This window comes from Dactylosporangium fulvum (assembly GCF_025137375.1).
Taxonomy (GTDB): Bacteria; Actinomycetota; Actinomycetes; order Mycobacteriales; family Micromonosporaceae; genus Dactylosporangium; species Dactylosporangium fulvum.
Window position 1 is genome coordinate 3,714,757 of sequence record NZ_CP073720.1, and the last position, 25,319, is coordinate 3,740,075.

Here is a 25,319-nt window from a genome sequence, read left to right on the forward strand (position 1 = left end):
CGGTGCTGGTCGCGTGAGGCTGGGGCATGCTCACGATGACCGACGTTCTCAGCGCCCGCCGCCGTCTCGCCCGTCACCTGCCGCCGACGCCCGCCTGGTCGTACCCGCTGCTCGACGACGCCGCCGGCCGCACCGTGGTCGTCAAGCACGAGAACACCCAGCCGACCGGCGCGTTCAAGGTCCGCGGCGCGCTGAACCTCCTCGCCTGTGTCGGCGACGACCGCCCGGTCGTCACGTACTCCACCGGCAACCACGCCCGCGCGATCGCCTACGCCGCCCGCGTCCACGGCGTCGACGCCACGATCGTCATGCCCGCGGGCGCCGCCGAGCTCAAGGTGCGCGCCGTCGAGGCGCTCGGCGCCAAGGTCGAACGCCACGGCGCCGGCATGCCCGAGGCCGAGGCCCACGCCAACGACCTCGCCGCGGCCACCGGAGCCCGGATCGTCAGCCCCGGCGACGAGCCGGCGCTCGTCGCCGGGGTCGCCACCGCCTACCTGGAGCTCTTCGAGCAGCACCCGGGCCTCGACACCGTCGTCGTGCCGGTCGGCAGCGGCACCGGCGCGGCGGCCGCCTGCCTCGTCGCCGCCGCCGTCTCGCCCCGCACCCGCGTCGTCGCCGTCCAGTCCGGCGCCGCGCCCGCCGCCCACGACTCCTGGCGGGCGGGCACGTGCCTCCGCCGCGCCATCGGCACCCGCGTCGACGGCCTCGCCACCGGTCGCGGCTTCGAGCTGCCGCAGCGGCTGCTGCGCGACCGGCTCGCCGACTTCGTCCTCGTCGACGACGACGCCATCGACGACGCCCGCCGGCTCCTCGCCCGCCGCGCGCACACCCAGGCGGAAGGCGCGGGCGCCGCGGCCCTCGCAGCCGTCCTCGCGCGCCCCGAGCTGATGGGCCCCGCCGTCGCGGTGATGGTCACCGGCGGCAACGCGACGGAGGCCGAACTCACCCGCTGACGACCGCCGGGCTCGGTCGTCAGCGGCCAGGGGTGACACGGCCATGCCCGGGAAGGAGCACACTCACAGGTATGAGACAGTTCACGACCGAGTTCCGTGGCTACGATCGGGCCGAGGTCGACAAGTTCGTCCAGACGGCCAATGACGCCATCGCCTCCGACGAGCCGAGCCGACGGGCCAGGGCTCAGGCCGACGCCCAGGCGGTCAGCTTCCGGGTGGCCCTGCGCGGGTACAACCGCCGGGAGGTCGACCACTACCTGCGCCGTATCGCCAAGGGCCGTCCCGACGACCGGACCTGAGATACCGACGACGCGGAAAAGACGACAGCCCAGTTCGATACGCCTCTAGGACCGCAGGGTGAGCCGGATCGCGTCGAGCCGCTCGGCCGGGGTGTCGGACCAGGCGGCGCCGCGCAGCTGCCCGGGTGTGGTGATGCCGGCCAGGGCCAGCGCGTTGCCGGTCCGCCCGACGAGGTCGGCGACGGTGTCGGCGCCCGGGGCCGCGGCCAGCGGCTCGCCGAACTCGTCGGACCAGCCGAACCGCGCGGTCACCCGCTGATGCGTGAACCCGCCCTCGGCGACCATGGTCCCGTCCGGGCGGCGCAGCCGCCAGCGGGCGCTGCTGGCGTACGGGTACAGCAGCGGCAGCGCCTCGCACCACGAGCCGAACAGCGACCGCAGCTCGTCGAGCGTCCCGTCGATGGTGCTCGACGTCGAGTGCGGGTAGAACATCATGCCGTCCAGGGCTTTGGCCTGCGGTGCCTCCACGTCCGGTTGGGTGGTCCACAACTCGGCCGGGCGCCAGTCGTCCGGGGTCGTCATCCACTTCTGGTTGTTGTGGATGACGTTCTCCCGGGGTCCGGTCGGCTCGATCAGCAGCCGGAGCGTCCTGCCGCGGGAGGCGGCGAGCGTCAGCGTGGTGCGGTGGCCGCGCCAGCGCGCGAAGGGGGCCCGGCCCTCGTCGCCGACGAGCGGCGGGTGGCCCAGGACGGTCACCGCCCCGGCCAGCGCCCGCCGGAACGCCCGCGCGGCATCGGTCGCCTCGACCGGTTGGGACACCGACAACGAGCTGATCTCACCGTGCCCGCGCTCGCCCGCGTCCCGGTCTCCGGCGCCGATCCACGCACCGGTGTCGGTGCTGAACCCGGCTGACCCGTGGCGCTGCGCCGCCTGCCAGCCCTGGGCCGCGGCCAGCCGGTCCAGCGCCGCCCGCGACCAGTCGCCGAGCCCGTCGGCGAGGACGGCGCACCACCGCTGCCACGCGGGTGAGGGCTCCGGCAGCAGCGTCGCCGGGTCCGGGTCCTCCGCCGCCTGCTGCGGCTGCGCCGCGATGGTCCGCAGCCGCGGGGCCCGCAGCCCGTTGTTGTTGAACGAGCTGAACGTCACCTCGGCCGGATCGGCCGCCCCGTGCACGTCGCGTAGCGTCCGCACGATCACCTCGGCCAGCCGCCTGGCCGTGGCCGGCGCCACCGGCGCGGGCACCTCCGGCTGGCCCACGGTCGCATCGTCGTCCCACCGGGCCCACCCCAGCGCGGCCAGGCCCTCCGCCGCCGGCGACCCCGGCCGGCCGGCGGTCGTGTGCACGAACACGGCCGGGCCGTCCACCACGTTGCCGCGGCCGAACCGGATGAACTGTACGAAGGTGTCGCCGACATCCAAGGAGACCGCGTCCTCGGCCCGCAGTCGCTCCAGCGCCTCGGCCAGCTCGCCCGCCACGTCTGCCCATCCCGCACGGTCCACCGAGGACATCGGCCCACTCCCATGGTTGCATCGCATATGGTGCACGCGGACCGTCAGGATGCCCCAACCTCGCGGCCGGGGCATCCCCGCGGCGCCGGCGTGCTAGCCGAGCGCGCAGCGTTTGCCGTTGACCGTGAAGTTCACCGGCAGCGCACCCGTGACATTGTCCCAGGTGCCGTTGAAGCCCACCCCCGTCAGCGTCGCTCCGGCGGCGAGCACGCCGTTCCAGCTCGCGTTGGCGACGCTCGCCGTCACCCCGTTCTGGCTGAACGTGCCGTTCCAGCCCTGGGAGAAGGCCTGGCCGTCGGCGAACTGCCACTGCAGGTTCCAGCCGTTGAACGCGACGCCGGACCGGTTGGTCAGGCTGATGTCGACCTGGAAGAACCCGGGCCAGGTCGTGACCACCCGGTAGGCGACCGTGCACGTCGCGGCCGGCAGGTCGGCGTCGGCGACGAGGAACACGTTGGGGTTGATGTCGGCGGCCGGTGTGTCGGTGTTGCGGGAGATGACCTGGGCCAGCGTCGTGTGGAAGTCGATCCCGTACTGCGCGGCGATCGTCGTCAGCCCCATGTCGTTGCCGTAGAAGAACCGGTCGCCGTCGCGCAGCGCGAGGAACTGCCGCGTCCAGATCGCGCGCTGCAGCTCGCCGAACTCGCTGCCGGGCAGGTGCTGCTCGGCGATCATGCCGGTGAAGGCGTCGACGTTGTTGACATTGCCGTACACCGCGCGCAGCCGCGCGGCGGTGGTGCTGCGGCGGACCCCGGAGGTCGAGCCGTCCGCAGCGCCGACGACCGTCGCGGTGCCGTTGATGTCGGCGGTGCGCAGGAAGTCGAGGCTGTTCGGGTTGTCGGCGCCGGAGCCGGCCGGGAACGCGTCGGTGGCCTCGCCGGTGATGGCCGTGAACGAGGTCTTGGGCGCGAGCCCGTACGCCTGCCGGAGCTGGTTGTAGCTGGGCATGCCGTGGTCGCGGCCGCGCTCGATGTCGATCGCGCCGAGGTCGACCACGCCGGTGAAGCAGGCGGGCAGCGTCGGACCGTCCAGGCAGGTCGGGTTGCCCGCGACGGGCACCTGGAACAGCACGCTGCGCAGCTGGTTGTCGATCATCTCGTCGTTGTTGTACTGCGACTCGCTCAGGCTGGTCAGGAACGGCCCGAGGCCGATGGCGGGCAGCAGGTCCGGGTTGAAGAACGCGACGTTCAGCGGGATGCCGATCGCCACGTCCGCACCGTCGACCTCGACGTCCAGGCCCTGCGCCCGGAAGGCGGCCAGCTGGGTCGCCGTGTAGCGCGACGCCTGCGTCTCCGCCGTGAACTCGCCGTGGATCTGGCTGTGCGCGCGGTACCCGACGACGGCGAACTCGTTACTCAACGTGGTGTTCACGTTGGCGTTGTAGCCGGTGTACCGCGGCAGGTTGACGCCCATCGCCGGCAGGAACTCGTTGTAGGTGATGTACTGCTGCTCGGCGATCACGATCCGCCGCGCGATCTGGAACCGGTCCTCGGCGCTGAGCGAGCTCGGCAGCATGGACACGATCCGGTTGTGTTCCCTCGCGAAGAGCGTGTGGGTCGCGGTCAGCGCGACGTTCTCGTTGGCTCGCACGTCGCCGGCGACCGCGGCGTTGTCGGGGTTCGCCGAGAGCCGGCCGTCGACGTTCATCGCCGGGGCGGCGGCCGGGTTGCCTCGGGCCGTGCGGCGGGGCAGGTAGCTGCCCGGCAGCATCAGGGTCGCGGCGTTGTTGGCCATGTTGTTGTCGTACGGCCCGTCCCGCATCCACTCCAGACGCTGCGGCGTGCCGCCGTACACGGCCCACGCGTCGATGTACGAGCTGACGGTGTTGACCTGCTGGCGCGGGTTGGTGACACCGGTGCCCGGCGCGCTGAGGTCCCGGGTGAACGGGATGACGCCCAGCGTGTTGGAGAACGTCTCCAGCGGGTCGTTGGCGTTGAACGGGATGTTCGCGGCCTCGGTACCCCCGGCGGCGAGCCCGAAGGTGTGGTCGAGGAACTGGCCCCAGGTCCAGCTCCACTGGGTCACCCGGTGCTCGGAGAAGATGTTCTGGTGCACGTCGTTGAAGATGCGGTTGCTGACCTGGCGGCTGTTCGGTCCGGCCACGGGCTGACCGCGGCCGTCGGCGTACCGCGCGGCGGCCACCCTGGAGTAGGCCGTGCCCACCTGGCCCTGGGTCGGCCGGGCGAGGTTGTTGCGGCTGCCGTCGAGGCTCTCCACCTCGAAGGGGACGGCGCCCTGGGCTGAATGCGCGCCGATGACCAGCAGGCTGGTCATGGTGGCGCCGACGGCGATCGCGTGCAGCGCGTATCGGAGTCGTCGCCGGAGGGGTCGGCGACTCGGGTGGACTGGGGCGGATGAACACGACATGGTTCCTCCCACGCGGCTCGAAGCCTCGCGTGTGGCGTGCCCGGCTCTGCGATCCGAACGAGCTTCCGCGGAAACGCGCAGCATTGCGTGCCGTTCAGCCGGGGACGGCGAAGCAGGAGGGAACGCCAGAGATGTTGGGTATGGTCCGGTTGCGCGATGCGCGTGCCGGCCGGGTCTCGGCACGACAGGCGGAGCGCCGGCGCCGTGGGGTCAGTTTGGACTTGATCCAGACAAGAATCAATAGATGATCATGACTTTTTGTAAAGGACCTTGCCAGATATAGATCAAGGGCCAACCGCCGGGCGCTGGATACCTACCGTTCACCGATTGGTGACCGGACCGGTCAGCGGGGTGGAAATCCATCAGGTTACGTCGATCACATGCGGGACTTGCCCCGCCCGCGTACCCCGCCCCCTGCGCCACTGAAGGAGGTCCGCCGTGACCGCTCCCGAAGAGCCGGACACCCCCAGGGTGGGCGACAAGAGCCCCTGGAACTGGCTGCTGTTCATCCCGATCATCGTTCCGCTGGTCACTGTCTGGTACAACGCCGACAGCCCCCGCATCCTCGGCTTCCCCCGGTTCTACTGGATGCAGCTGGCGATCATCGCCCTCGGCGTGGGCACCACCACGCTCGTCTACCAGATGACGAAGCGGCGGTGAGCGGCCGTGTGGCGTGACCATCAGCTCGAGATCGTCATCTTCGTCGTCCTGTTCGTCGGCGTCAGCGCGCTCGGCTTCGTCGCCGCGCGGTGGCGCCGGCCCGACAACCTGCTGCACCTCGACGAGTGGGGACTGGGCGGGCGCAGCTTCGGCGGCTGGATCACCTGGTTCCTCGTCGGCGGCGACCTCTATACCGCGTACACCTTCGTGGCGGTACCGGCGCTGCTGTTCGCCTCCGGCGCCGCCGGGTTCTTCGCCGTGCCGTACACCGTGATCATCTATCCGCTGGTGTTCCTGGTCCTGGTGCGGATGTGGTCGGTCTCGCACCGGCACGGGTTCGTCACCCCCGCCGACTTCGTGCGGGCCCGGTTCCAGTCGCCGACCCTCGCCCTGCTCATCGCGATCACCGGGATCGTCGCCACGATGCCGTACATCGCGCTGCAGCTCGTCGGCATCGAGGCCGTGCTCAAGACGATGGGCGTCACCGGCGAGAGCGCCGTCGCCCGGCATCTGCCGATCATCATCGCGTTCGCGATCCTGGCCGCTTACACGTACTCCAGCGGCCTGCGCGCACCGGCACTCATCGCGTTCGTCAAGGACACCCTCATCTACGTCGTCATCCTGGTGGCGGTGTTCTACCTGCCGGCGAAGCTCGGCGGCTGGGGCGCGATCTTCGACGCCGCCGACGCCAAGTTCGCCAAGACCGCCTCGGCGGCCGACGGGATCCTGCTCAACGCCAACAACCAGCTGCAGTACATCACCCTGGCGCTGGGCTCGGCCCTCGCCCTGTTCCTCTACCCGCACAGCCTGACCGGCGTGCTGGCCAGCAAGAACCGCGACGTGATCAAGCGGAACATGTCGGCGCTGCCGGCCTATTCGCTGCTGCTGGGCCTCATCGCCCTGCTCGGCTACGCGGCCATCGCCGCGAACATCACGCCGCTGAAGAACCCCAACGGCACGAACGACAACAACACCGTCGTGCCGCTGCTGTTCGACAAGATCTTCCCCGACTGGTTCGCCGGCGTCGCCTACGCCGCCATCGGCATCGGCGCCCTCGTCCCGGCCGCCATCATGTCCATCGCCGCCGCGAACCTCTTCACCCGCAACATCTACAAGGAGTACCTCAGGCGCGACGCCACACCGGCCCAGGAGGCGACGGCGTCGAAGATCATGTCGTTGCTGGTGAAGGTCGGCGCCCTGGTCTTCGTCGTGTTCGTCGACCCGCAGTTCTCCATCGACCTCCAGCTCATCGGCGGCGTCATCATCCTGCAGACGCTGCCGGCGGTGGCGCTGGGCCTGTTCACGCGCTGGTTCCACCGCGGCGCGCTGATCGCCGGCTGGGCCGCCGGCATGGGCCTCGGGATGTGGATGCTCTACCGGATCCCGAACGCCGCCACGAAACGCGCCCACTTCGGCGGCTCGGCGTTCCCGTTGAAGGACTTCGGGTTCGACACCCCGAAGACGATCTACGCCGGGTTCGTCGCGGTCGCGGTCAACCTCGTCATCGCGGCGCTGCTGACCCTGATCCTGCGGGCCGCCAAGGTCCGCGACGGCGGCGACGCCACCGAGTACGGCGACTACTTCGCCGACGAGAACGACCCGCGGATCACCGCGACGCCGACCTCACCGGCCCCCACGAGGGCCGCCCCCGACCCGATCACCTGATGGAAGACACCGGGCGCCCGCCGAGGCCCGTCGGCGGGCGCCCGGCCCTCGTCACCCCCCCCGGCCCGTCCGATCCCGGCTCGGCGGGCCCGCCGAGCCGGTCACAGCGTCGCGGCCAGCTTCGCCAGCAGGCCGTGCAGGGCCGTGCGGTCGTCCTGGGCGAGCCCGGCCAGCATCGCCGCCTCCACGTCGTCGGCCCGGACCCGCAGCTTCGCCAGGAGTTCCTCGCCCTCCGGGGTCAGCGACAGCACGTGGCGGCGCCGGTCGGCGGTGTCGATCGCGCGGGCGACCAGGCCGCGCCGGTGCAGCAGGTCCACCACCGCGACCGTGTTGCGCGGGTCGACGCCGATCAGCTCGCTCACCCGCTGCTGGTGGGCGGGACCGGCGTGGCCGAGGCTCATGAGCACGGCGAAATGGTGCGGCGTCAGCTGATGTTCCGCCAGCATCCGCGCCCACCGCCGGCGCGACTGCGCGCCGAGCCTGGCCAGCAGGTAGCCCGTTGTCGTATCGAGTTGATCACCCACGCTGCGACCCTAAGCAATGACCGTCATGCCGGACGTCCATATCGCGACAGGCGAACGGCCACCCGGTGCTCATCCCGTCGGGCGGGCTCAGCCCAGCGCGAGGCCCGGCTCGTCGTCCGGCAGGCCCGGCCGGGGACCCGGGATGCGGTACTCCTCGGTGAGCGACGTCATCGGCCCGGGCCATGCCGCCTGGGCGACCTCGATGGGCCGGTGCTCCTCGTCGTACGCGACGTGCAGCAGCACGAGCACCGGCGTGTCCGGCCGGATCTGCAGCAGCTCCGCCTCCTCGCGGGTGGGCAGGCGGGCGCTGACCTGGTCGCGGGCGCTGGTGTAGCGCCGGCCCAGCTCCTCCTCGACCTCCTGGTAGAGCGGCCGGTCGAAGACGTCGGGCCGCTCGATCGACGTGCCGCGCACGTCGTTGGGCTTGAACCAGGACGCGCCGACCTCGACCGGCGCGTCGCCGGTGCGCACCAGGTGGCGGCGGACCAGCAGCGGTGTGCCGTGGTCGACGCCGAACGCCTCGGCGACGTCGGCGGGAGCGGGCATCTGGGCGACGATCATGAGGTGCTGCCGGTACCGCGTGGCGAGCTCCGCGTGGTAACCGCGCTCGGCGCCGTAGCGCCCCCGGGAGAGGCGGTTGAGCCGCCGCTTCGTGCCGCGCACGAACGTCCCCGACCCGGGCCGGGTGATCAGCAGGCCCTCGATGCGCAGCTGGTCGATGGTGCGCTGCACGGTCTGCTTCGCCACGCCGAACTGGGTGGCGAGCGCCGGGATCGACGGCAGCCGCTCGCCGGGGGCCCAGTCGCCCCGGTTGATCCGCGCCCGCAACTGAGCGGCGATCTGCCGGTGCGGGAACTCGGCGGCGCCCGGGTTGATGGTCATGGTCGTAACCTAGCCTCCTAGGATGCTGAAGACAAGGAGGCGGAGCACACCACATTCTGGGAAGTGGCTACGAGCAGATGGGACGACGGCTCGTAATGTGGCTGCCATGCAGGTGACACAGTCCGCGAAGCTGGCCAACGTCTGTTACGACATCCGCGGACCGGTGATGGCCGCCGCAAAGCAGATGGAGGCCGAGGGCCACCACATCCTCAAGCTCAACATCGGCAACCCGGCCCCGTTCGGCTTCGAGGCCCCGGAGGAGATCCTCCAGGACGTCATCCTCAACCTGCCGTCCGCCCACGGATACGGCGACTCCAAGGGCCTGCTGTCGGCCCGCCGGGCCGTGGTGCAGTACTACCAGCAGAAGCAGGTGTACGGCGTCGACATCGAGGACGTGTACCTCGGCAACGGCGTCTCCGAACTCATCGTCATGGCGCTGCAGGCGCTGCTCGACAACGGCGACGAGGTGCTGATCCCGTCGCCGGACTACCCGCTGTGGACCGCCTCGGTGAGCCTGTGCGGCGGCCGGGCCGTGCACTACGTCTGCGACGAGACCAACGACTGGCTGCCCGACGTCGACGACCTCGCGGCCAAGGTGACGCCCCGCACCAAGGCGATCGTCGTCATCAATCCGAACAACCCGACCGGCGCGGTCTACTCGCGCGAGATGATCGAGCGGATCGCCGAGGTCGCCCGCCGGCACAACCTGCTGATCTTCTCCGACGAGATCTACGACAAGATCCTCTACGACGACACCACGCACGTGTCCACGGCCGCGGTCGCCCCCGACCTGCTGACGATCACCTTCAACGGCCTGTCCAAGGCCTACCGGGTCGCCGGCTTCCGCACCGGCTGGCTGGTGCTCGCGGGCCCGAAGCAGCACGCCTCGAGCTACATCGAGGGCCTGGACATCCTGGCGAACATGCGGCTGTGCCCCAACGTGCCGACCCAGCACGCCGTGCAGACCGCGCTCGGCGGCTATCAGAGCATCAACGACCTGATCCTGCCCGGCGGGCGCCTGCTCGCCCAGCGTGACGTCGCCTGGAAGCTGCTCAACGACATCCCCGGCGTCAGCTGCACCAAGCCCAAGGGCGCGCTGTACATGTTCCCCCGGCTCGACCCGGAGATGTTCCAGATCAAGGACGACCTGCAGTTCGCCCTCGACCTGCTGCGGCAGGAGAAGCTCATGGTCGTGCAGGGGACCGGGTTCAACTGGCACCACCCGGACCACTTCCGCATCGTGACACTGCCGCGGGTCACCGACCTGGAGGACGCGATCGGCCGGATCGCCCGCTTCCTGTCGACATACCGCCAGTTCTGACCCCGCACGGCCGCTGCTCTCGAGTTGATCTTGGAGTTGTGGTGCCGTGACACTCCCGCGATGTCCGGGTTTGTCAGGCGCCACAACTCCAAGATCAACGCGTGGGGTCGGGCAGGCCGGTCGAGGGCCCGGGCACCGTGCCGGTTGCTACCAGGCGCCGGTCGCGGACGGGCCGGCCTGACCGCCGCGGCGGCGCAGGTACTTCTCGAACTCCTGGGCGATCTCGTCGCCGGTGAGCGGCTGCAGGCCCGCGTCGCCGGAGCGCTCCTCCAGCTCACGGACGTATTCAGCCAGCTCGGCGTCCTGCTCGGCGGCCTGCTTGAGCCGCTCCTCCCACTCCGCGGACTGCTTGGCCAGGTCGCCGGTCGGCACCGGCAGGTCGAGGATCTCCTCGACCCGGTGCAGCAGCGCCAGGGTGGCCTTCGGGCAGGGCGGGTTGTTGGCGTAGTGCGGCACGTGCACCCAGAACGACACGGCTTCGAGGTCGGCGCGCACGCAGGCGTCGTGCAGGACGCCGACGATGCCGGTCGGGCCCTCGTAGCGGGTCGGTGTCAGGCCCAGACGCTCGGCGGACTCCGTGGACGTGTGTGACGGCGCCGAGCCGCTCACCGGCAGCGGCCGCGTATACGGCACGTCGGCGAGCAGCGCGCCGAGCAGCACGATCCGGCTCACCTCGAGGCTGTGGCAGACCTCGAGGATCTCCTCGCAGAACGTGCGCCAGCGCATGCTGGGCTCGATGCCGCGGATGAGCACGATGTCGCGCTCCCCGTCGGGCGGGGTGGCCACCGAGAACCGGGTCGTCGGCCACTCGATGCGCCGCGTCTCGCCCTCGGACATCAGCACCGTCGGCCGGTTGACCTGGAAGTCGTAGAAGTCCTCGGGGTCGAGTGCGGCGATGGGCTCGGCGCCCCACTCCTGTTCGAGATGCTCGACGACGGCGGTCGACGCATCGGCAGCGTCGTTCCACCCTTCGAACGCGGCAATCGCGACAGGGGAGCGCAACACGGGCAGGCCGTCGAACTCGGTCACGCCCCCAGCCTACGTGTGCGGTCGCCGTATGGCTTGTCGGCCGCGCGGGGTGTCCGATTCCGGGGGCCACAACCGCGCCTCCGGTGTGCCTCGTCCCACCTGGTGGGCATACCCGGCGCAGTGGCCAGGATCGCCCACGCCCGGGGCCGACCGGATGCGGACGTCCCGATAGCCTTTGGAGTATGGCGGACACGTTTCTGACGACTCTCCGGGAGCGGGTGCTGCTCGCGGATGGCGCGATGGGCACCATGCTGCAGGCCGCGGACCTGAGCCTCGACGACTTCGAGGGCCACGAGGGCTGCAACGAGGTGCTCAACGTGACCCGCCCCGACGTGGTCCGCGGGGTCCACGAGGCGTACTTCGCGGCCGGCTCCGACGCCGTGGAGACCAACACGTTCGGCGCAAACCTCGCAAATCTGGGCGAATACGGCATCGAGTCGCGCATCCGCGAGCTGTCCGAGGCCGGCGCCCGGCTGGCGCGTGTGGCCGCCGACGCGCACAGCACCCCCGACCGGCCGCGGTTCGTGCTCGGCTCGATCGGCCCCGGCACCAAGCTGCCGACCCTCGGCCACGCGCCGTTCCGGGCGCTGCGCGACGCGTACTTCGACAACGCCGCCGGCCTCATCGACGGCGGCGCCGACGCACTGATCATCGAGACCTGCCAGGACCTGCTGCAGACCAAGTCCGCGATCATCGGCGCGCAGCGGGCCATGGTGTCGGCCGGCCGGACCGTGCCGATCATCTGCCACGTCACGGTCGAGACCACCGGCACGATGCTGCTCGGCTCGGAGATCGGCGCCGCGCTGACCGCGCTGGAGCCGCTGGGCATCGACCTCATCGGCCTCAACTGCGCCACCGGCCCGGCCGAGATGAGCGAGCACCTGCGGTATCTCGCCCAGCACGCGAAGGTGCCGGTCTCCGTCATGCCCAACGCGGGCCTGCCGCAGCTCACCGCCGACGGCGCCTACTACCCGCTGACCCCGCAGGAGCTGGCCGAGGCGCTGCAGCGGTTCGTCGTCGACTACGGCGCGGGCCTCGTCGGCGGCTGCTGCGGTACGACTCCCGCGCACATCAGCGCCGTCGCACAGGTCCTCGGCCGCACCGCACCGCACGGCCGGTCCCCGCAGGTCGAGCCGGGTGTCGCCAGCATCTACCACCACGTGCCGTTCCAGCAGGACGCGTCGATCCTGATGGTCGGCGAGCGCACCAACGCCAACGGCTCGAAGGCGTTCCGCGAGGCGATGCTCGCCGCCGACTACCAGACCTGCCTGGAGATCGCCCGGCAGCAGGCCCGCGACGGCTCCCACATGCTGGATCTCAACGTCGACTACGTCGGCCGCGACGGCGCGCAGGACATGCGGGAGCTGGCCGGCCGGTTCGCCACCGCCTCGACACTGCCGATCATGCTCGACTCGACCGAGCCCGAGGTCATCGAGGCCGGCCTGGAGATGCTCGGCGGCCGGTGCATCGTCAACTCGGTCAACTTCGAGGACGGCGACGGCCCCGGCTCCCGGTTCGCGCGCATGATGCCGCTGGTCAAGGAGCACGGCGCGGCCGTGGTCGCGCTGACCATCGACGAGGAGGGCCAGGCCCGCACCGCCGACTGGAAGGTCCGGGTGGCCGGCCGGCTCATCGACGACCTGACCGGCAAGTGGGGAATGAACGTCGAGGACATCCTCGTCGACTGCCTCACCTTCCCGATCACCACCGGGCAGGAGGAGGTCCGCAAGGACGGCATCGAGACGATCGACGCGATCCGCGAGATCACCCGGCGGTACCCAGGGATCAACTTCACGCTGGGCATCTCCAACGTGTCGTTCGGTATCAACCCGGCCGCCCGCCAGGTGCTCAACTCCGTCTTCCTGCACGAGTGCCAGGAGGCCGGGCTCACCAGCGCGATCGTCCACGCGTCGAAGATCCTGCCGATGAACAAGATCCCGGACGAGCAGCGCAAGGTCGCGCTCGACCTGGTCTACGACCGCCGCAGCGAGGGCTACGACCCGCTGCAGAAGTTCATCGAGATGTTCGAGGGCGTCGACGCCGCCTCCGCGAAGGCGACGCGGGCCGAGGAACTGGCCGCGCTGCCGCTCGACGAGCGGCTCAAGCGGCGCATCATCGACGGCGAGCGCAACGGCCTGGAGGCCGACCTCGACGAGGCCCTGATCGGCATGTCGGCACTGGCGATCATCAACGACGTGCTGCTCGACGGCATGAAGACCGTCGGTGAGCTGTTCGGCTCCGGGCAGATGCAGCTGCCGTTCGTGCTGCAGTCCGCCGAGGTGATGAAGTCCGCCGTCGCCTACCTCGAGCCGCACATGGAGAAGTCCGAGGACGACGCCGGCAAGGGCCGCATCGTCCTGGCCACCGTCAAGGGCGACGTCCACGACATCGGCAAGAACCTCGTCGACATCATCCTGTCCAACAACGGCTACGAGGTCGTCAACATCGGCATCAAGCAGCCGATCTCCGCGATCATCGAGGCCGCCGAGACCAAGCAGGCCGACGCGATCGGCATGTCCGGGCTCCTCGTCAAGTCCACGGTGATCATGAAGGAGAACCTGGAGGAGATGAACCAGCGCGGCGTCGCCGAGCGCTGGCCGGTCCTGCTCGGCGGCGCGGCCCTGACCCGCGCCTACGTCGAGGACGACCTGCGCGCCCTGTACCACGGCGACGTCCACTACGCCCGGGACGCCTTCGAGGGCCTCGCCCTCATGGACCGGGTCATGACCGCGAAGCGCGGCGGCGCCCCCGTCGTCGACGAGGCGCGGGAGGCGGCCCTCGCGGCACGGCGGGAGCGGCGGGCCCGCACCGTCGAGCTGCGCGACGACCTGCCCGGCCTCGACGACGCCTCGGTGCGCTCCGACGTGGCCGAGGACGCACCGGTGCCGGCCGCGCCGTTCTTCGGCACCCGCGTGGTCAAGGGCATCCCGCTCGCCGACTACGCGGCGCTGCTCGACGAGCGGGCCACGTTCCTCGGCCAGTGGGGCCTCAAGGGCGCCCGCGGCGGCAAGGGCCCGAGCTACGACGAGCTGGTCGAGACCGAGGGCCGGCCGAGGCTGCGGTACTGGCTGGATCGGCTCGCCTCCGACCGGGTGCTGGAGGCCGCCGTCGTCTACGGCTACTTCCCCTGCTACTCGGAGGGCAACGACCTCGTCGTCCTCGACGAGAACGGGCACAGCGAGCGGGCCCGGTTCTCCTTCCCGCGGCAGCGCCGCGACCGGCGCCTGTGCATCGCCGACTTCTTCAAGCCGCGCGACTCCGGTCAGCTCGACGTCATCGGCTTCCAGCTGGTCACGGTCGGCCAGCCGGTCTCCGACTACACCGCCAAGCTGTTCGCCGAGAACGCCTACCGCGACTACCTCGAGGTGCACGGCCTGTCGGTGCAGCTGACCGAGGCCCTGGCCGAGTACTGGCACAAGCGGGTCCGGGAGGAACTCGTCCTGCCCGACGGCCGCAAGGTCGCCGACGAGGACCCGGCCGACCTCGACGGGCTGCTGCGCACCGAGTTCCGCGGCTGCCGGTACAGCTTCGGCTACCCGGCCTGCCCGGACCTGGAGGACCGTGCGAAGACGGTCGCGCTGCTGCGCCCGGACCGGATCGGCGTGGCCCTGTCGGAGGAGTTCCAGCTCATGCCCGAGCAGGCCACCGACGCGCTCATCGTGCACCACCCCGACGCGTCGTACTTCAACGCCAAGTAACCCGCGTGACGACCGGCCGGCCAACCGCGTTCGACCTCGGTTGACCGGCCGGCACACGATCACCAGGCGACGACGCCCTGTGCGCTCGGCTGGATGGTGCCGATCTGCATCGACTTCATGGTGATGGCGGAAGCCTCGGCGGGCGGGAACTCCAACAGTTCGGCCGGCACGGGCCTGCCGTCGGGCAGGCCGACGGACACGCTGTTGCCGGTCGCGCAGCCCGTCGCGGCCTTGTCGCAGGTGGTCCACTTGACGCCGGCCGAGGCGGTGGCACCCGGAGCCAGGTCCACCGGCGTTGCCGGGCCCGGCTGCTCCAGCTTGCTGGTCGGAACCGGCACCGGCGCGTCGGCGGCATCCGTCAGCGTCACCGTGGCCCAGCCCGACAGCCGGCAGGTGCGGCTGGACGTGTTGGTCAACTGCAGCATCACCACGCGGGTGGTGCCGCTGCTGCGCTGTGCCTGCCCGATGAGCCGGGGTTTGACGTCCGCCGTCGCGCAGGCCGCGGTCTGATCGCCGCTGTTCTGCTCCGTCGGTGTGGTGCCACTGGGGGCGCTCGGGCCGGTGGCCGGGGCGGCGGTGGGCTCGTCCTTCTTGCTGCTGCAGGCCGCGGTGCTGGCGAGGATCACGAGCGCGGCTGTGGCTGCCGCGAGCAGGCGGGGGCGGTACTGCACCGGATTCTCCGTTCCTTGAGACGTGGCAGGCGGCAACGCTACCGGCGGCGTCGATCGATCCCCGGCAGCGGGTGCGTGTCGGACGCCGGTCGTGCCGGCGGGCATCGGGCGGCGTCGTCGTGCCCCACGGTCGCAGCCCCACCGGGCAGGCGGGTTCTGCCACGATGGCCGGATGTGGGAGCTGTGGGGCGGCGCGGAACCGCCCGAGTCGTGGCTGAAGTGGGCGGTTGCCGCGGCCGCCGTGACAAGCGCCGTGATTCTGCTGGCCGTCGCCGTCTCCGTGGTGCCGTTCGTCTGGGACATGCTGAAGTTCCTGGCGCTCGCCGACTGAGCGACCGGTGTTGCCCGAAGCGACGCCCCTCGAAACCGGTCCCGCCGGACGTGTAAGTAGTGTGCGAACAACCCCGTCCGCTGCCGAGTTCTTCGAGGAGTACGTGCGCGCCCGCGCCGCCGGGCTGACACGTGTCGCGTACCTGCTCACGGGGGACGCGCACCTCGCCGACGATCTTGTCCAGGCCACATTGATCGAGGTCGCCGCCAGGTGGGAGCGGATCCTCGCCGGTGGGGACCCCGAGCCGTACGTGCGGACGGTCCTCTACCGCAAGCATCTCTCCTGGCGCCGGCGGCACCGGCGCGAGGCGCTGCCGACCGGTGACCTGCCGGAGCCGGCCGGCCCGGACATCTCCGGCCGGGTCACCACGGCGGTCGCGGTCCGCGCGGCGCTGGCGGCACTGGCGCCGAAGCAGCGGGCCGTGCTGGTCCTGCGCTACTTCGAGGACCTCACCGAGTCGCAGGCCGCCCGGGTCCTCGGCGTTACGGTCGGCACGGTCCGCAGCCAGACCCGCGACGCCCTCGCCCGCCTGCGCAAGATCGCTCCTGAGCTGACCGACGCCGTCGAGGTGGTGCGCCGATGACCACGACCCTCCGAACAGCGCTGGCCGACCTGGCCGAGCAGTCCCGGCTGCCGGGCGACCCGGGGAACCTGTGGCGGCGCGGCCGGCGGCTGCGCCGGCGGCGCCGGCTGACCACGGCGGCGGCCGGGGCCGTGCTGATGGCCCTGGCGGTACTGGTGGCGCTGCCGCCCGTCTGGCCCGGCGCACCCGGACCGGCCCAGGTCGCCGCCGGCGGCGCTGCCGTCCTGCCGAGCCGGTTCGGCGCCGCACGGCCCTGGCAGGAACTCGCCGAGCGGTCCCCGAACGGGCCGGCCATGCTGGTGTTCACCAACGTCCCCTCGAGACTCTCCCTGCTGCCCGGCGGGCCGGTCACCGTGATCGGCCAGGACGGCTCGTACCGGGCGATGGCGACCAGCCCCGTCCCGCCCCAGCGGCTGTCCCCGGACGGGAAGCTGCTGGCCCGCTGGGACGGCATCGTCGACCTCACCTCGGGCCGCCGTGTCCCGATCAGCGGATACGGGGAAGCCGCCGCGCAGGTGCTGGACTGGTCGCCCGGAGGTACCGAGGTCCTGATGGGCGTCGAGGACCGGATCGTTGTCGTCGACGCGGCGACCGGACGCGTCCGGACGGTGCTCACCGTGGCCACCGACCAGGCCGTCGACGACAGCTTCGGGGTGTTCTCGCCCGACGGCAGCCGGATCGCGCTGGTCCTGGGCGCGCAGACGGAGCCGCGGCGCGTCACGGTCGTCGACACCGCCGGCGGTACGGTCCGTGCCGAACTCCAGCTCACCGGCCGTCAGCGGCTCGCCGGATGGGACGCCGACGGCGTCAATCTCGTGCTCGTCGCCGCCGAGGTCTGCGACTGGACGCTCTGCGCCCGGAACGCGCCCGACATCGAGCACGCGCGGGCGGCCCTCGAACGCCAGCGCTGGCACCTCCAGTTCGCCGACCCGGCCACCGGCAGCGTCGTCGACGAGCCCAGGACCGGCCGGACCGGCTGGCCGAACCGGCTCGTCGGCTGGCACGGCCAGGACGCTGTCTGGATCGTGGGCGACTACCCGGCCGACCACGTCTCGATCGAGGCCGTCCGCCCCGGCGAGCCCGCCCGCGTCCTGGCCGTGTCCGACGACCCGGTGGCGGACCTCGACGTGGCCAGGGACCTGGTCAGCCAGGGGCGTTTCGGCGGGCCGGCGATCGACGCGCCGCTCTGGCCGCCGCGCGCCGAGGCCCGCCGGGCACTCGGTGTCGGCGCGATCGCGCTGATCGCGCTGCTGCTGTTCGTCCGCGGGCTCATCGTCATGGCCCGCCGACGGTGGCCGCCCGCGCAGCCCACCTCGCCCGTTCGGGACCAGCCCCCGTCCGGCCGGTGAACCTGGGTCCCGGGCCGGACGACCGGCACCGGCCCGATCGAGCCCTCCTCGGCGGTCAGCCCCAGCCGCCGGACCACGTCCCGCGCGACCGCCGGCGCGCTGTCAACACCGGCACAGTAGCCGGGTACCGTCGAGGCGTGCGATGGGTGATCTACGGGGCCGGTGCGGTCGGTGGTGTGGTGGCGGGGCGGCTCGCCGGGGCGGGGCAGGAGGTGGCGGTCATCGCCCGCGGTGCCCACCTCGCGGCGATCCGCGAGCAGGGGCTGACGCTGCGCCAGCCCGACGGTGACACGGTCCACCGGATCCCCGCGTTCGCCGATCCCGGCGAGGTCGACTGGCGGCCCGGCGACGTCGTCGTCCTCGGGATGAAGGGCATGGACACCGAGGAGGCGCTGCGCCGGCTGCCGGACCCGGCGCTGCCGGTCGTGTGCCTGCAGAACGGCGTCGCCAACGAGACGGCGGCCCTGCGGCGATTCTCGCAGGTCTACGGGGTGTGCGTCATGCTCCCGTCGAGCCACCTCGCGCCGGGGGTCGTGGTCGCGCAGTGCGCCCCCGTCCCGGGCATTCTCGACCTCGGCCGCTTCCCGCACGGGCTCGACGACACCGCGCTCGCGCTCTCCGAGGGTCTGCGCAAGGCCGGTTTCCACAGCGAGCCGCGCCCCGACATCATGCGGTGGAAGTACGCGAAGCTGCTCATGAACCTCGGCAACGCCGTCGAGGCGCTCTGCGGCCTCGTCGACGGCCTCGACGAGGCGGTCCGCCCGCTGCGCGCCGAGGGCGAGGCCGTACTGCGCAAGGCCGGCATCGACTTCGCCTCCGCCGAGGAGGACGCCGCCCGCCGCGGTGACATCCTCCAGCTGCGGCTCGACCGGGCCGGCGGCTCGTCGTGGCAGAGCCTCGCCCGCGGCACCGGCACCGTCGAGGCCGACTACCTCAACGGTGAGATCGTGCTGCTCGGCCGGCTCCACGGCGTGCCGGCCCCGGCCAACGAGACCGCCCGCCGCCTGGTCGTCGAGGCCGCCGCGACCGGCGCCGGCCCGGCCGTCATGACCCCGGAGGAGTTCCTGCGCGCCGTTACGGCCGGGGACGGATCCGGCCGGTGAGGACCAGGTGGTCCACCGCCTCGCGGACCGCGTCCAGTGAGGTGTGACGCGGCTCGAAACCGAGCAGGCGCCGTGCCTTCGTGATGCCGCAGTGCGGGCTGTGCACGATGTGGTCGTACGTGATGCGGGCGTCCTCCGCGTCCGCGCCCGCCCGCCACTGCTCCCACGGCAGGAACTCCAGCCGCGCCGGCCGGCCGAACCAGCCGGCCACGGCCTCGGCGTAGCCGCGCAGCGTGAGCGCCGTCGCCGCCACCGCGTGGAACGACTCCCCGACGCTCACCGAACGGTTCGCCATCGCGGCGAGGAAGACCTGTGCGACGTCGTCGGCGTGGACGTGCTGCACCGTCTCCATGCCGTGGTTGGGCAGCACCAGCACCTCACCGTCGGCGAGCCGCTGGAACACGCCGGGGTTGAAGTTGCCGGCCGGATTGACCGGCATCCATCCAGGGCCGGTGATGTGGCCGGGATGGATCACCGTGGCCGGGAAGCCGTGCCGCTGGGCCTGCTTCAGGAGGTACGCCTCGATCGCGGCCTTGGCGATGCCATAGTCGCCGATCGGTCGCCGCGGCCGGTCCTCCGTCGTCGGCAGGACCGTGCTCGGCCCGTGGACCCAGATCGTGCCGCAGTGCAGGAAGTGCCGGACCCGGCCGCGCAACGCGTCGGTGATCTGCCGCGCGCTCGGCAGGTCGAAGCAGATGAGGTCGACGACGACGTCCGGCTCGAGCTCCGCGATCCGCGCACCGAACCGCTCGTCGCCGCCGCGGTCGGCGGTGACCCGGGTGACCTGCTGCCACGCGCCGTGCTCCACGTACGGCGACCGCTGTGCCCGCGACACCACGACCACCTCGTGCCCCGCCGCGACGAGTCGCGGGACGAGGAAGGTGCCGATGTGCCCGGTGCCGCCGATTACCACTACGCGCATCGCCCGACGCTATCAGGGCCCGGGCCGTGAGCTTGCGCACGAACACCCTGGATTCCGCGCCGCCGCTTGGCAGGATCCTGGTGTGGCGATGCAGGCGGTGCTCTTCGACATGGACGGAACTCTCGTCGACAGCGAGAAGGTCTGGTCGGTCGGCCTGACCCTGCTCGCCGACCACTACGGCGGTGAGCTGTCCGAGGCGGCGCGCAAGGCGATGGTCGGCACCAACATGACCGACTCCATGCGCATCCTGCACGAGGACCTCGGCCTGCCGATGACGAAGGACGCGACCGACGTCAGCGTGGTGTGGCTGGAGGAGCGGGTCAAGGAGCTCTTCCGCGGCGGCCTGGTCTGGCGTCCCGGCGCCAAGGAGCTTCTCGCGTCGCTGCGGGCGGCGGACGTGCCGCTGGCGCTGGTCACCGCCACCCACCGGCACCTCGTCGACGTGGCCCTGGTCACCATCGGCGCCGACAACTTCGACGCCGTCGTGGCCGGCGACGAGGTCGACCAGACCAAGCCCCACCCGATGCCGTACCTCACCGCCGCCCGCCTCGTCGGCGCCGACCCGGCCCGCTGCGTGGCTGTGGAGGACTCGCCGAACGGCGTCCGCAGCGCCCGCGCCGCCGGCTGCGCCGTCCTCGGCGTCCCGTGCGAGGTCGACCTCGACGCGGAGGGTGTCACGCTCGTCGGCTCGCTGCTCGACGTCGACGTCGACTACCTGCACAAACTCGTCGGATAGCGGCACTGCTCGCCGCCGCTGTCCCCTACTTCTCCGCGATGATCTGTATGAGGTTGCCGCAGGTGTCGTCGAAGATGGCCACGGTCACGGTTTCGAGGTCGGTCGGTGGCTGGGTGAACTCGACTCCGGCGGCGCGGAGCCGCTCGTATTCGGCGTTGACGTCGTCGACCGCGAACTGTGCCAGGGGGATGCCGTCGGCGACGAGGGCGTCGCGGTAGGGCTTCACGGCCGGGTGGCCGGCCGGTTCGAGGAGCAGTTGGGGGCCGTCGGGCGCCTCGGGCGAGACCACCGTGAGCCAGGAGTCGTTTCCGACCGGGATGTCGTGGCGTTTCCGGAAGCCGAGGATGTCGGTGTAGAAGGCGAGAGCCTTGGCCTGATCATCGACATACACGCTGGTCAGTGAGATTCTCATGTCGTGCTCCTGGCTGGTGCCACCACCTCACCATAGGCAAGTCACTACTTGCAAGTCAAGGAAGGTGGGAAGGCCGGCGCGGTGTTCCTGACGCCGCTGCCACCCTGACGGTCAGCCGGATGTACCGAACCAGGGGTTGCCGGCCGGGTCGAGGTACCGGTCGGTGACATGGTTGAGGATGCGCCGGACGTCCTGGAACCGCTCCGCCACCAGTGCCACCACCTCCAGCTGGACGGTGGTCACCGGGGCGAGTTCGACGGCGTGCCGGTACCAGCGCCGGCCGAGGTGCTCCAGCAACTCGATCGCGGGCGCCACCATCCACTCCGTGTCCTTCGCCGACAGCCCGGCGGCCCGCAGCAGGCGCCCCGCGTCCACCGGCCCGAACGCGTGCAACTGGGTGTAGTCGGGGAACACACCGGTCAGGAACAGCGAGACGTCGCCGAGCCGGCGGTACACCCCGGGTTTGGCGGCGGCCGGCGCCTGCTCGGCGAGGACGGCCAGGCGGACCGGGTCGAGCTCGCTGAACCGCTGCGAGCGCAGGCCCCGTGCGGTGCGGATCCAGTACCGGCCGCTGGCGACCCGGACGAACGACGTGAGCAGTTCCGCGAGGAACAGCCGCAGCATCGGATCGTCGAGGAACTGCCCGAGCCGCGGCGCGTCGAACACCGGCACCACCTGCCGCAGCGCGGCCCGCTCGGTCACGAACCGGGCACCGGAGATCTCCCGCGCCGCCTGCTCGACCGCGACCAGGAACGCGAAGAACGGCGAGACGTTGACCAGCCCGGCCGGGTCACCCCCGAACACGCTGCGGAACAGCCGCGGGTCGCGGAAGTGCTCGACCAGCTCGGCCGGCCGGCCCCGCAGCTCCCGCGCGCGGACCGGGTCGGCGCCGACGGATCTGGCCAGCAACCGGAGATCCTCGTCGGTGAGATGCTCCAGGTACCCCCGTCCGGCCAGTGCCGCGTCCACCCGCCAACGCTAACTCGGGCGGGGTGTCAGTGCTCGTCGTAGTGGCCCGCGTGCTCGGCGTGGCGGTGCATGCCGTGCAGGTAGTCGACGTGGTCGCCGTGTTTGATCTGCTCGTGCCCGCACCCCTCACCGTGGGTGTGGGGATGGTTCTCCGCCTGGACATGCCCCTCGATGCCGCAGCGGTCGTAGTGGCCCTCGTGGACGTGGTGGGCCTCGCCGTCGTGCAGGAAGTCGAAGTGGTCGCCGTGCTGCACCTTGGCGTGGCCGCAGGTGTCGCTGTGCTGGTGGTCGTGGCCGGTGAGCGGCTCGTGCCCGGCTGCGGTCGTCATGGCGTGCCTTCCGTGGAACTCCAGGCGCCCTGCGCCTGATCACGCGACCGCTACCCGCCCCTGCGTGGTTCACACCCCTCGCGCCGGGGCGCCGCCCGGTTTGCCGGGGAGCGCCATGGGAAGGGAGCGCTCGTCGGTGTGAGGAGGTGCGTGATGAGACTCGTCGTCGACCTCACCCGGTGCCAGGGATACGCGCAGTGCGCCTTCCTCGCGCCGGACGTGTTCCGGATGCGCGGGGACGAGGCCCTCTGGTACGACCCCGAGCCCGACGACACGCAGCGGGAGCAGGTGCTGCGGGCGGCCGCGGCCTGTCCCGTGCAGGCGCTGCGCGTCGAGGGCGTGCACACGCGACCCCCGGCGCGCGCGAAACCGTCGCCGCGCAGGGACGCCGACGCCCTCCGGCACACCGGCCGCATCGTGATCGTCGGCGCCTCCCTGGCCGGCCTGCGGGCGGCGACCGCACTGCGCTGGGAGGGCTTCACCGGCTCGCTGACGATGATCGGGGACGAGCCGCACCGGCCCTACGACCGGCCGCCGCTGTCCAAACAGGTCCTCGACGGCTGGGTGCCGGCGCAGCAGACCGCGCTGCCCCACCTCGGCGACTTCGACGTGCGGTGGAAGCTGGGTGTGGCCGCGACCGCGCTGGATCTGGCCGCGAAGGAGGTCCACCTCGCCGACGGCGGGCGGGTCCCCTTCGACCGGCTGCTGATCGCGACCGGCGTGCGGGCCCGCCCGTGGCCGCACGAGGCCGAGGCGGCGCTGGACGGTGTTGTCGTGCTGCGCACCCGCGACGACGCCGCCGGGCTGCGGCAGCGGCTCGCCACACGCCCGGACCGGGTGCTGGTCATCGGCGCGGGCTTCACCGGCTCCGAGGTGGCCTCCGCCTGCCGCGACCTCGGGCTGCCGGTCACCGTGATCGAGGCCGGCCCGGCGCCCCTCGCCGGTGCGCTGGGCGGGGTGGTCGGCGCGGTCGCCGCCGACCTGCAGCGCGACCACGGCGTCGACCTGCGCTGCGGCGTCACCGTCACGGCGCTGGAGGGCGACGGCCAGGGCCGGCTGCGCCGCGCCCGGCTGTCCGACGGCGGCGTGGTCGACGCCGACGTCGCGGTCGCCGCGCTCGGCGGGGTCCGCAACGTCGAATGGCTGCGCGACTCCGGTCTCGCGGCCGGTGCCTGGGGCGTCGGCTGTGACGCGGGCTGCCGCGCCTTCACCGCCGACGGCATGGTCACCGACGACGTCTTCGTGGCCGGGGACGTGGCCCGGTTCCCGCATCCGCTCTACGACTTCGAGTTCCTGGCGCTCGAACACTGGGGCAACGCGGTCGCCCAGGGCGAGATCGCGGCGCACAACATGGTCAGTGCCCAGACCGACCGCTGGCCGCACCTGGCCGTCCCCGTGTTCTGGTCGACCCAGTTCGGCATCGAGATCAAGTCTGTCGGGGTGCCCACGTTCGCCGACGAGGTCGTCATCGCGCAGGGTTCGGTCGCCGAACGCCGGTTCGTCGCCGCCTACGGCCACCGGGGCCGCATCGTCGCGGCGGTCGCCTTCGACCAGGGTAAATGGCTGCAGTTCTACGAGGAGCTGATCGTACGGTCGGCGCCGTTCCCGCCGGACGTCCGCACCGTCGACCTGTCCGACGAGCGCAGGCCCGTCCCCGCCCGGATCCCGGACCACCCGATCCGCAACCGCGAGGCCACGGTCGTGGTCACGGGCCACGACCCGAGCGAACGGCGCGCGCGGCTGGTCCAGGGGCGCGTCTGAGCGCCCGGCGACGGCAGACCCAGGAGCCAGGGAGGCGCCGCATGGCAGCAGCCAGCGTTTTCAGCCAGATCCTCGACCACGCCAACCGCGCCGACCCCTATCCGCTGTACGCGCAGCTGCGCCGGACCCCGGTCAGCCGGGCCGACGACGGCACGTACGTCGTCAGCACGTACCGGGAGATCGTCGCACTCCTGCACGATCCCCGGGTCAGCTCGGACCCGCGCCACCGCGCCGAGCCGGGCGGCCCGCCCACCGAGCCCGGGGACGGCGTGTCCGGGCTGCCGTCCAGCTTCATCGCCCTCGACCCGCCCGAGCACGACCGGGTCCGGCGGCTCCTCACCCGGCACTTCGGGCCGCCGCACAACCCCCGCCGCATCGCCGGCATGGTCCCCGAGCTCGTCGCCGTCGTCACCGACCTGATCGACGGCTTCGCCGGCCGCGACCGGGTCGACATCGTCGACGACTTCGCGTACCCGTTCCCGGTCACGGTGATCTGCCGCGTGCTCGGCGTGCCGCGCGAGGACGAACCGCGCTTCCACGCCTGGGCCGCCGCCGTCGTCGACACCGTCGACCCCACCACCGGCGACTTCGCCGAGCGGTTCGACCGGCGCCGGCAGGTCTTCGCGGAACTGGGCCGATACCTTGCCGGACTCGCCGAGGCCCACCGGCGCCACCCCGGCGACGGCATGCTGTCCGGGCTCGTCACCGACGACGACCCGGACGGGCGGCTGTCGCTCGAGGAGATCATGAGCAACGCCGCGCTGCTGCTCATCGCCGGTCACGAGACGACCGTCAACCTCATCGCCAACGGCGTCCTCACCCTGCTGCGGCACCCCGGCTGCCTGGACCGGCTCCGGCACCGGCCGGACTTCTCCGTCCCGGTGGTCGAGGAACTCCTGCGCTACGAACCACCGGTCCAGTTCCTGACGAGCCGGGTGGCCCTCGACGACATCGACCTCGACGGCACCACCGTCCCGCGCGGCGCGTCCATCACGCTCGTCCTGGCTGCCGGCAGCCGCGACCCCGACCACGTGACCGACCCGGACCGGTTCGACCCCGACCGGGAGCACCTGGAACACCTCGGCTTCGGCGGCGGCGTGCACTACTGCTTCGGCGCGCCGCTCGCCCGGCTGGAGGCCCAGGTCGCCCTCGCCGAACTCGCCCGCCGGCTGGAGCGCCCCCGCCTCCTCGACGACCCGCCGCCGTACCGCACCAACCCCGTCCTGCGCGGGCCCCGCCATCTGCCGGTCGCGTTCGACGGGCTCGTCCCCGCGGCGGAACCGGTCCGCTGACACCTGTGCCACCG

General features: G+C 71.9%; 23 protein-coding genes. 13 read left to right on the forward strand and 10 right to left on the reverse strand.

The genetic code is table 11. The features are described from left to right. The first annotated feature begins 35 nt into the window (after positions 1-35). Both Dfulv_RS17595 and Dfulv_RS17600 read left to right on the forward strand, forming a co-directional pair. A complete protein-coding gene (locus tag Dfulv_RS17595) occupies positions 36-953 on the forward strand; it encodes a threonine ammonia-lyase (protein WP_259864405.1) in 918 nt (305 codons plus the stop codon). Positions 954-1,024: 71 nt separating this feature from the next. Next, positions 1,025-1,252, forward strand: a complete 228-nt coding sequence (locus Dfulv_RS17600) for a DivIVA domain-containing protein (protein ID WP_259864406.1) — start codon at positions 1,025-1,027, stop codon at positions 1,250-1,252. A gap of 45 nt (positions 1,253-1,297) precedes the next feature. On the opposite strand, the gene Dfulv_RS17605 is transcribed toward Dfulv_RS17600, so the two are convergent. Further along, entirely contained in the window at positions 1,298-2,701 is a 1,404-nt protein-coding gene (locus Dfulv_RS17605) for a DUF6301 family protein (protein WP_259864408.1), read from the reverse strand. Positions 2,702-2,794: 93 nt separating this feature from the next. Continuing rightward, positions 2,795-4,975 carry a peroxidase family protein gene (locus tag Dfulv_RS17610; protein ID WP_259864410.1) on the reverse strand — a complete coding sequence of 727 codons (2,181 nt, stop codon included), beginning with the start codon at positions 4,973-4,975 and terminating at the stop codon, positions 2,795-2,797. A 531-nt stretch (positions 4,976-5,506) separates the two neighbouring features. On the opposite strand from Dfulv_RS17610, the gene Dfulv_RS17615 reads away from it, so the two are divergent. Together Dfulv_RS17615 and mctP are read left to right on the forward strand one after the other, a co-directional pair. Next, positions 5,507-5,728, forward strand: coding sequence for a DUF3311 domain-containing protein (locus Dfulv_RS17615; RefSeq protein WP_259864411.1), 222 nt, complete (start codon positions 5,507-5,509; stop codon positions 5,726-5,728). Between the two features lie 6 nt (positions 5,729-5,734). Continuing rightward, the gene (mctP, locus tag Dfulv_RS17620) at positions 5,735-7,393 is read left to right on the forward strand and encodes a monocarboxylate uptake permease MctP (RefSeq protein ID WP_259864412.1); all 1,659 of its coding nucleotides are present in this window, start codon (positions 5,735-5,737) and stop codon (positions 7,391-7,393) included. 101 nt (positions 7,394-7,494) lie between these two features. Here mctP and Dfulv_RS17625 read toward each other — a convergent pair whose 3' ends face one another. Together Dfulv_RS17625 and Dfulv_RS17630 are read right to left on the reverse strand one after the other, a co-directional pair. After that, positions 7,495-7,917, reverse strand: coding sequence for a MarR family winged helix-turn-helix transcriptional regulator (locus Dfulv_RS17625; protein WP_259864414.1), 423 nt, complete (start codon positions 7,915-7,917; stop codon positions 7,495-7,497). A gap of 87 nt (positions 7,918-8,004) precedes the next feature. Further along, positions 8,005-8,799, reverse strand: a complete 795-nt coding sequence (locus tag Dfulv_RS17630; RefSeq protein WP_259864419.1) for a GntR family transcriptional regulator — start codon at positions 8,797-8,799, stop codon at positions 8,005-8,007. Between the two features lie 106 nt (positions 8,800-8,905). On the opposite strand from Dfulv_RS17630, the gene Dfulv_RS17635 reads away from it, so the two are divergent. Continuing rightward, positions 8,906-10,120: a pyridoxal phosphate-dependent aminotransferase gene (locus Dfulv_RS17635; protein ID WP_259864421.1), complete on the forward strand. Its 1,215-nt coding sequence runs from the start codon at positions 8,906-8,908 to the stop codon at positions 10,118-10,120. Between the two features lie 147 nt (positions 10,121-10,267). On the opposite strand, the gene Dfulv_RS17640 is transcribed toward Dfulv_RS17635, so the two are convergent. Next, positions 10,268-11,149 carry a PAC2 family protein gene (locus tag Dfulv_RS17640; RefSeq protein ID WP_259864423.1) on the reverse strand — a complete coding sequence of 294 codons (882 nt, stop codon included), beginning with the start codon at positions 11,147-11,149 and terminating at the stop codon, positions 10,268-10,270. A 182-nt stretch (positions 11,150-11,331) separates the two neighbouring features. Between Dfulv_RS17640 and metH the strand changes: the two genes are divergently transcribed. Then, complete coding sequence (gene metH / locus Dfulv_RS17645; RefSeq protein WP_259864426.1) at positions 11,332-14,847, forward strand: methionine synthase; 3,516 nt, start codon at positions 11,332-11,334, stop codon at positions 14,845-14,847. 59 nt (positions 14,848-14,906) lie between these two features. Here the strand turns inward: metH and Dfulv_RS17650 are convergent, their stop codons facing one another. Then, positions 14,907-15,518: a DUF4232 domain-containing protein gene (locus tag Dfulv_RS17650; RefSeq protein ID WP_259864428.1), complete on the reverse strand. Its 612-nt coding sequence runs from the start codon at positions 15,516-15,518 to the stop codon at positions 14,907-14,909. Positions 15,519-15,690: 172 nt separating this feature from the next. On the opposite strand from Dfulv_RS17650, the gene Dfulv_RS17655 reads away from it, so the two are divergent. From Dfulv_RS17655 to Dfulv_RS17670, 4 genes are all read left to right on the forward strand, one after another. Beyond that, on the forward strand, positions 15,691-15,849 hold the full coding sequence (locus tag Dfulv_RS17655; protein ID WP_259864435.1) for a hypothetical protein: 159 nt from the start codon (positions 15,691-15,693) through the stop codon (positions 15,847-15,849). Between the two features lie 61 nt (positions 15,850-15,910). Continuing rightward, positions 15,911-16,432 (forward strand): SigE family RNA polymerase sigma factor, encoded by a 522-nt coding sequence (locus Dfulv_RS17660; RefSeq protein ID WP_259864438.1) that lies wholly within the window; start codon positions 15,911-15,913, stop codon positions 16,430-16,432. After that, the gene (locus Dfulv_RS17665; protein WP_259864444.1) at positions 16,429-17,781 is read left to right on the forward strand and encodes a TolB-like translocation protein; all 1,353 of its coding nucleotides are present in this window, start codon (positions 16,429-16,431) and stop codon (positions 17,779-17,781) included. Before Dfulv_RS17660 ends, Dfulv_RS17665 begins: the two co-directional genes overlap by 4 nt. Before the next feature lie 137 nt (positions 17,782-17,918). After that, positions 17,919-18,884 carry a ketopantoate reductase family protein gene (locus Dfulv_RS17670; RefSeq protein ID WP_259864445.1) on the forward strand — a complete coding sequence of 322 codons (966 nt, stop codon included), beginning with the start codon at positions 17,919-17,921 and terminating at the stop codon, positions 18,882-18,884. Here Dfulv_RS17670 and Dfulv_RS17675 read toward each other — a convergent pair. Next, the gene (locus tag Dfulv_RS17675; RefSeq protein ID WP_259864446.1) at positions 18,856-19,806 is read right to left on the reverse strand and encodes an NAD-dependent epimerase/dehydratase family protein; all 951 of its coding nucleotides are present in this window, start codon (positions 19,804-19,806) and stop codon (positions 18,856-18,858) included. The two genes, Dfulv_RS17670 and Dfulv_RS17675, sit on opposite strands and share 29 nt — an antisense overlap. Positions 19,807-19,903: 97 nt before the next feature. On the opposite strand from Dfulv_RS17675, the gene Dfulv_RS17680 reads away from it, so the two are divergent. Next, positions 19,904-20,542, forward strand: a complete 639-nt coding sequence (locus tag Dfulv_RS17680; protein ID WP_259867714.1) for an HAD family hydrolase — start codon at positions 19,904-19,906, stop codon at positions 20,540-20,542. A gap of 25 nt (positions 20,543-20,567) precedes the next feature. Here Dfulv_RS17680 and Dfulv_RS17685 read toward each other — a convergent pair whose 3' ends face one another. The 3 genes from Dfulv_RS17685 to Dfulv_RS17695 all read right to left on the reverse strand — a co-directional run bounded on the left by Dfulv_RS17685 (position 20,568) and on the right by Dfulv_RS17695 (position 22,252). Then, entirely contained in the window at positions 20,568-20,954 is a 387-nt protein-coding gene (locus tag Dfulv_RS17685) for a VOC family protein (protein ID WP_259864447.1), read from the reverse strand. Positions 20,955-21,065: 111 nt separating this feature from the next. Continuing rightward, a complete protein-coding gene (locus Dfulv_RS17690) occupies positions 21,066-21,923 on the reverse strand; it encodes a hypothetical protein (protein ID WP_259864450.1) in 858 nt (285 codons plus the stop codon). A 26-nt stretch (positions 21,924-21,949) separates the two neighbouring features. After that, positions 21,950-22,252 carry a hypothetical protein gene (locus Dfulv_RS17695; protein WP_259864451.1) on the reverse strand — a complete coding sequence of 101 codons (303 nt, stop codon included), beginning with the start codon at positions 22,250-22,252 and terminating at the stop codon, positions 21,950-21,952. A 153-nt stretch (positions 22,253-22,405) separates the two neighbouring features. On the opposite strand from Dfulv_RS17695, the gene Dfulv_RS17700 reads away from it, so the two are divergent. Both Dfulv_RS17700 and Dfulv_RS17705 read left to right on the forward strand, forming a co-directional pair. Further along, positions 22,406-24,013, forward strand: coding sequence for an FAD-dependent oxidoreductase (locus tag Dfulv_RS17700; protein WP_259864452.1), 1,608 nt, complete (start codon positions 22,406-22,408; stop codon positions 24,011-24,013). A 41-nt stretch (positions 24,014-24,054) separates the two neighbouring features. Continuing rightward, positions 24,055-25,305 (forward strand): cytochrome P450, encoded by a 1,251-nt coding sequence (locus Dfulv_RS17705; RefSeq protein WP_259864455.1) that lies wholly within the window; start codon positions 24,055-24,057, stop codon positions 25,303-25,305. Positions 25,306-25,319: the final 14 nt, after the last annotated feature.

Bases quoted from the DNA above. Each gene is read 5' to 3' on its own strand.
- Dfulv_RS17610 (WP_259864410.1), bottom strand. From the start codon at position 4,975: ATGACCAGCCTGCTGGTCATCGGCGCGCATTCAGCCCAGGGCGCCGTC.
- Dfulv_RS17635 (WP_259864421.1), top strand. From the start codon at position 8,906: ATGCAGGTGACACAGTCCGCGAAGCTGGCCAACGTCTGTTACGACATC.
- metH (WP_259864426.1), top strand. From the start codon at position 11,332: ATGGCGGACACGTTTCTGACGACTCTCCGGGAGCGGGTGCTGCTCGCG.
- Dfulv_RS17665 (WP_259864444.1), top strand. From the start codon at position 16,429: ATGACCACGACCCTCCGAACAGCGCTGGCCGACCTGGCCGAGCAGTCC.
- Dfulv_RS17630 (WP_259864419.1), bottom strand. From the start codon at position 8,799: ATGACCATCAACCCGGGCGCCGCCGAGTTCCCGCACCGGCAGATCGCC.
- Dfulv_RS17655 (WP_259864435.1), top strand. From the start codon at position 15,691: ATGTGGGAGCTGTGGGGCGGCGCGGAACCGCCCGAGTCGTGGCTGAAG.
- Dfulv_RS17700 (WP_259864452.1), top strand. From the start codon at position 22,406: ATGAGACTCGTCGTCGACCTCACCCGGTGCCAGGGATACGCGCAGTGC.
- Dfulv_RS17600 (WP_259864406.1), top strand. From the start codon at position 1,025: ATGAGACAGTTCACGACCGAGTTCCGTGGCTACGATCGGGCCGAGGTC.
- Dfulv_RS17595 (WP_259864405.1), top strand. From the start codon at position 36: ATGACCGACGTTCTCAGCGCCCGCCGCCGTCTCGCCCGTCACCTGCCG.
- Dfulv_RS17695 (WP_259864451.1), bottom strand. From the start codon at position 22,252: ATGACGACCGCAGCCGGGCACGAGCCGCTCACCGGCCACGACCACCAG.
- Dfulv_RS17685 (WP_259864447.1), bottom strand. From the start codon at position 20,954: ATGAGAATCTCACTGACCAGCGTGTATGTCGATGATCAGGCCAAGGCT.
- Dfulv_RS17675 (WP_259864446.1), bottom strand. From the start codon at position 19,806: ATGCGCGTAGTGGTAATCGGCGGCACCGGGCACATCGGCACCTTCCTC.
- Dfulv_RS17705 (WP_259864455.1), top strand. From the start codon at position 24,055: ATGGCAGCAGCCAGCGTTTTCAGCCAGATCCTCGACCACGCCAACCGC.
- Dfulv_RS17605 (WP_259864408.1), bottom strand. From the start codon at position 2,701: ATGTCCTCGGTGGACCGTGCGGGATGGGCAGACGTGGCGGGCGAGCTG.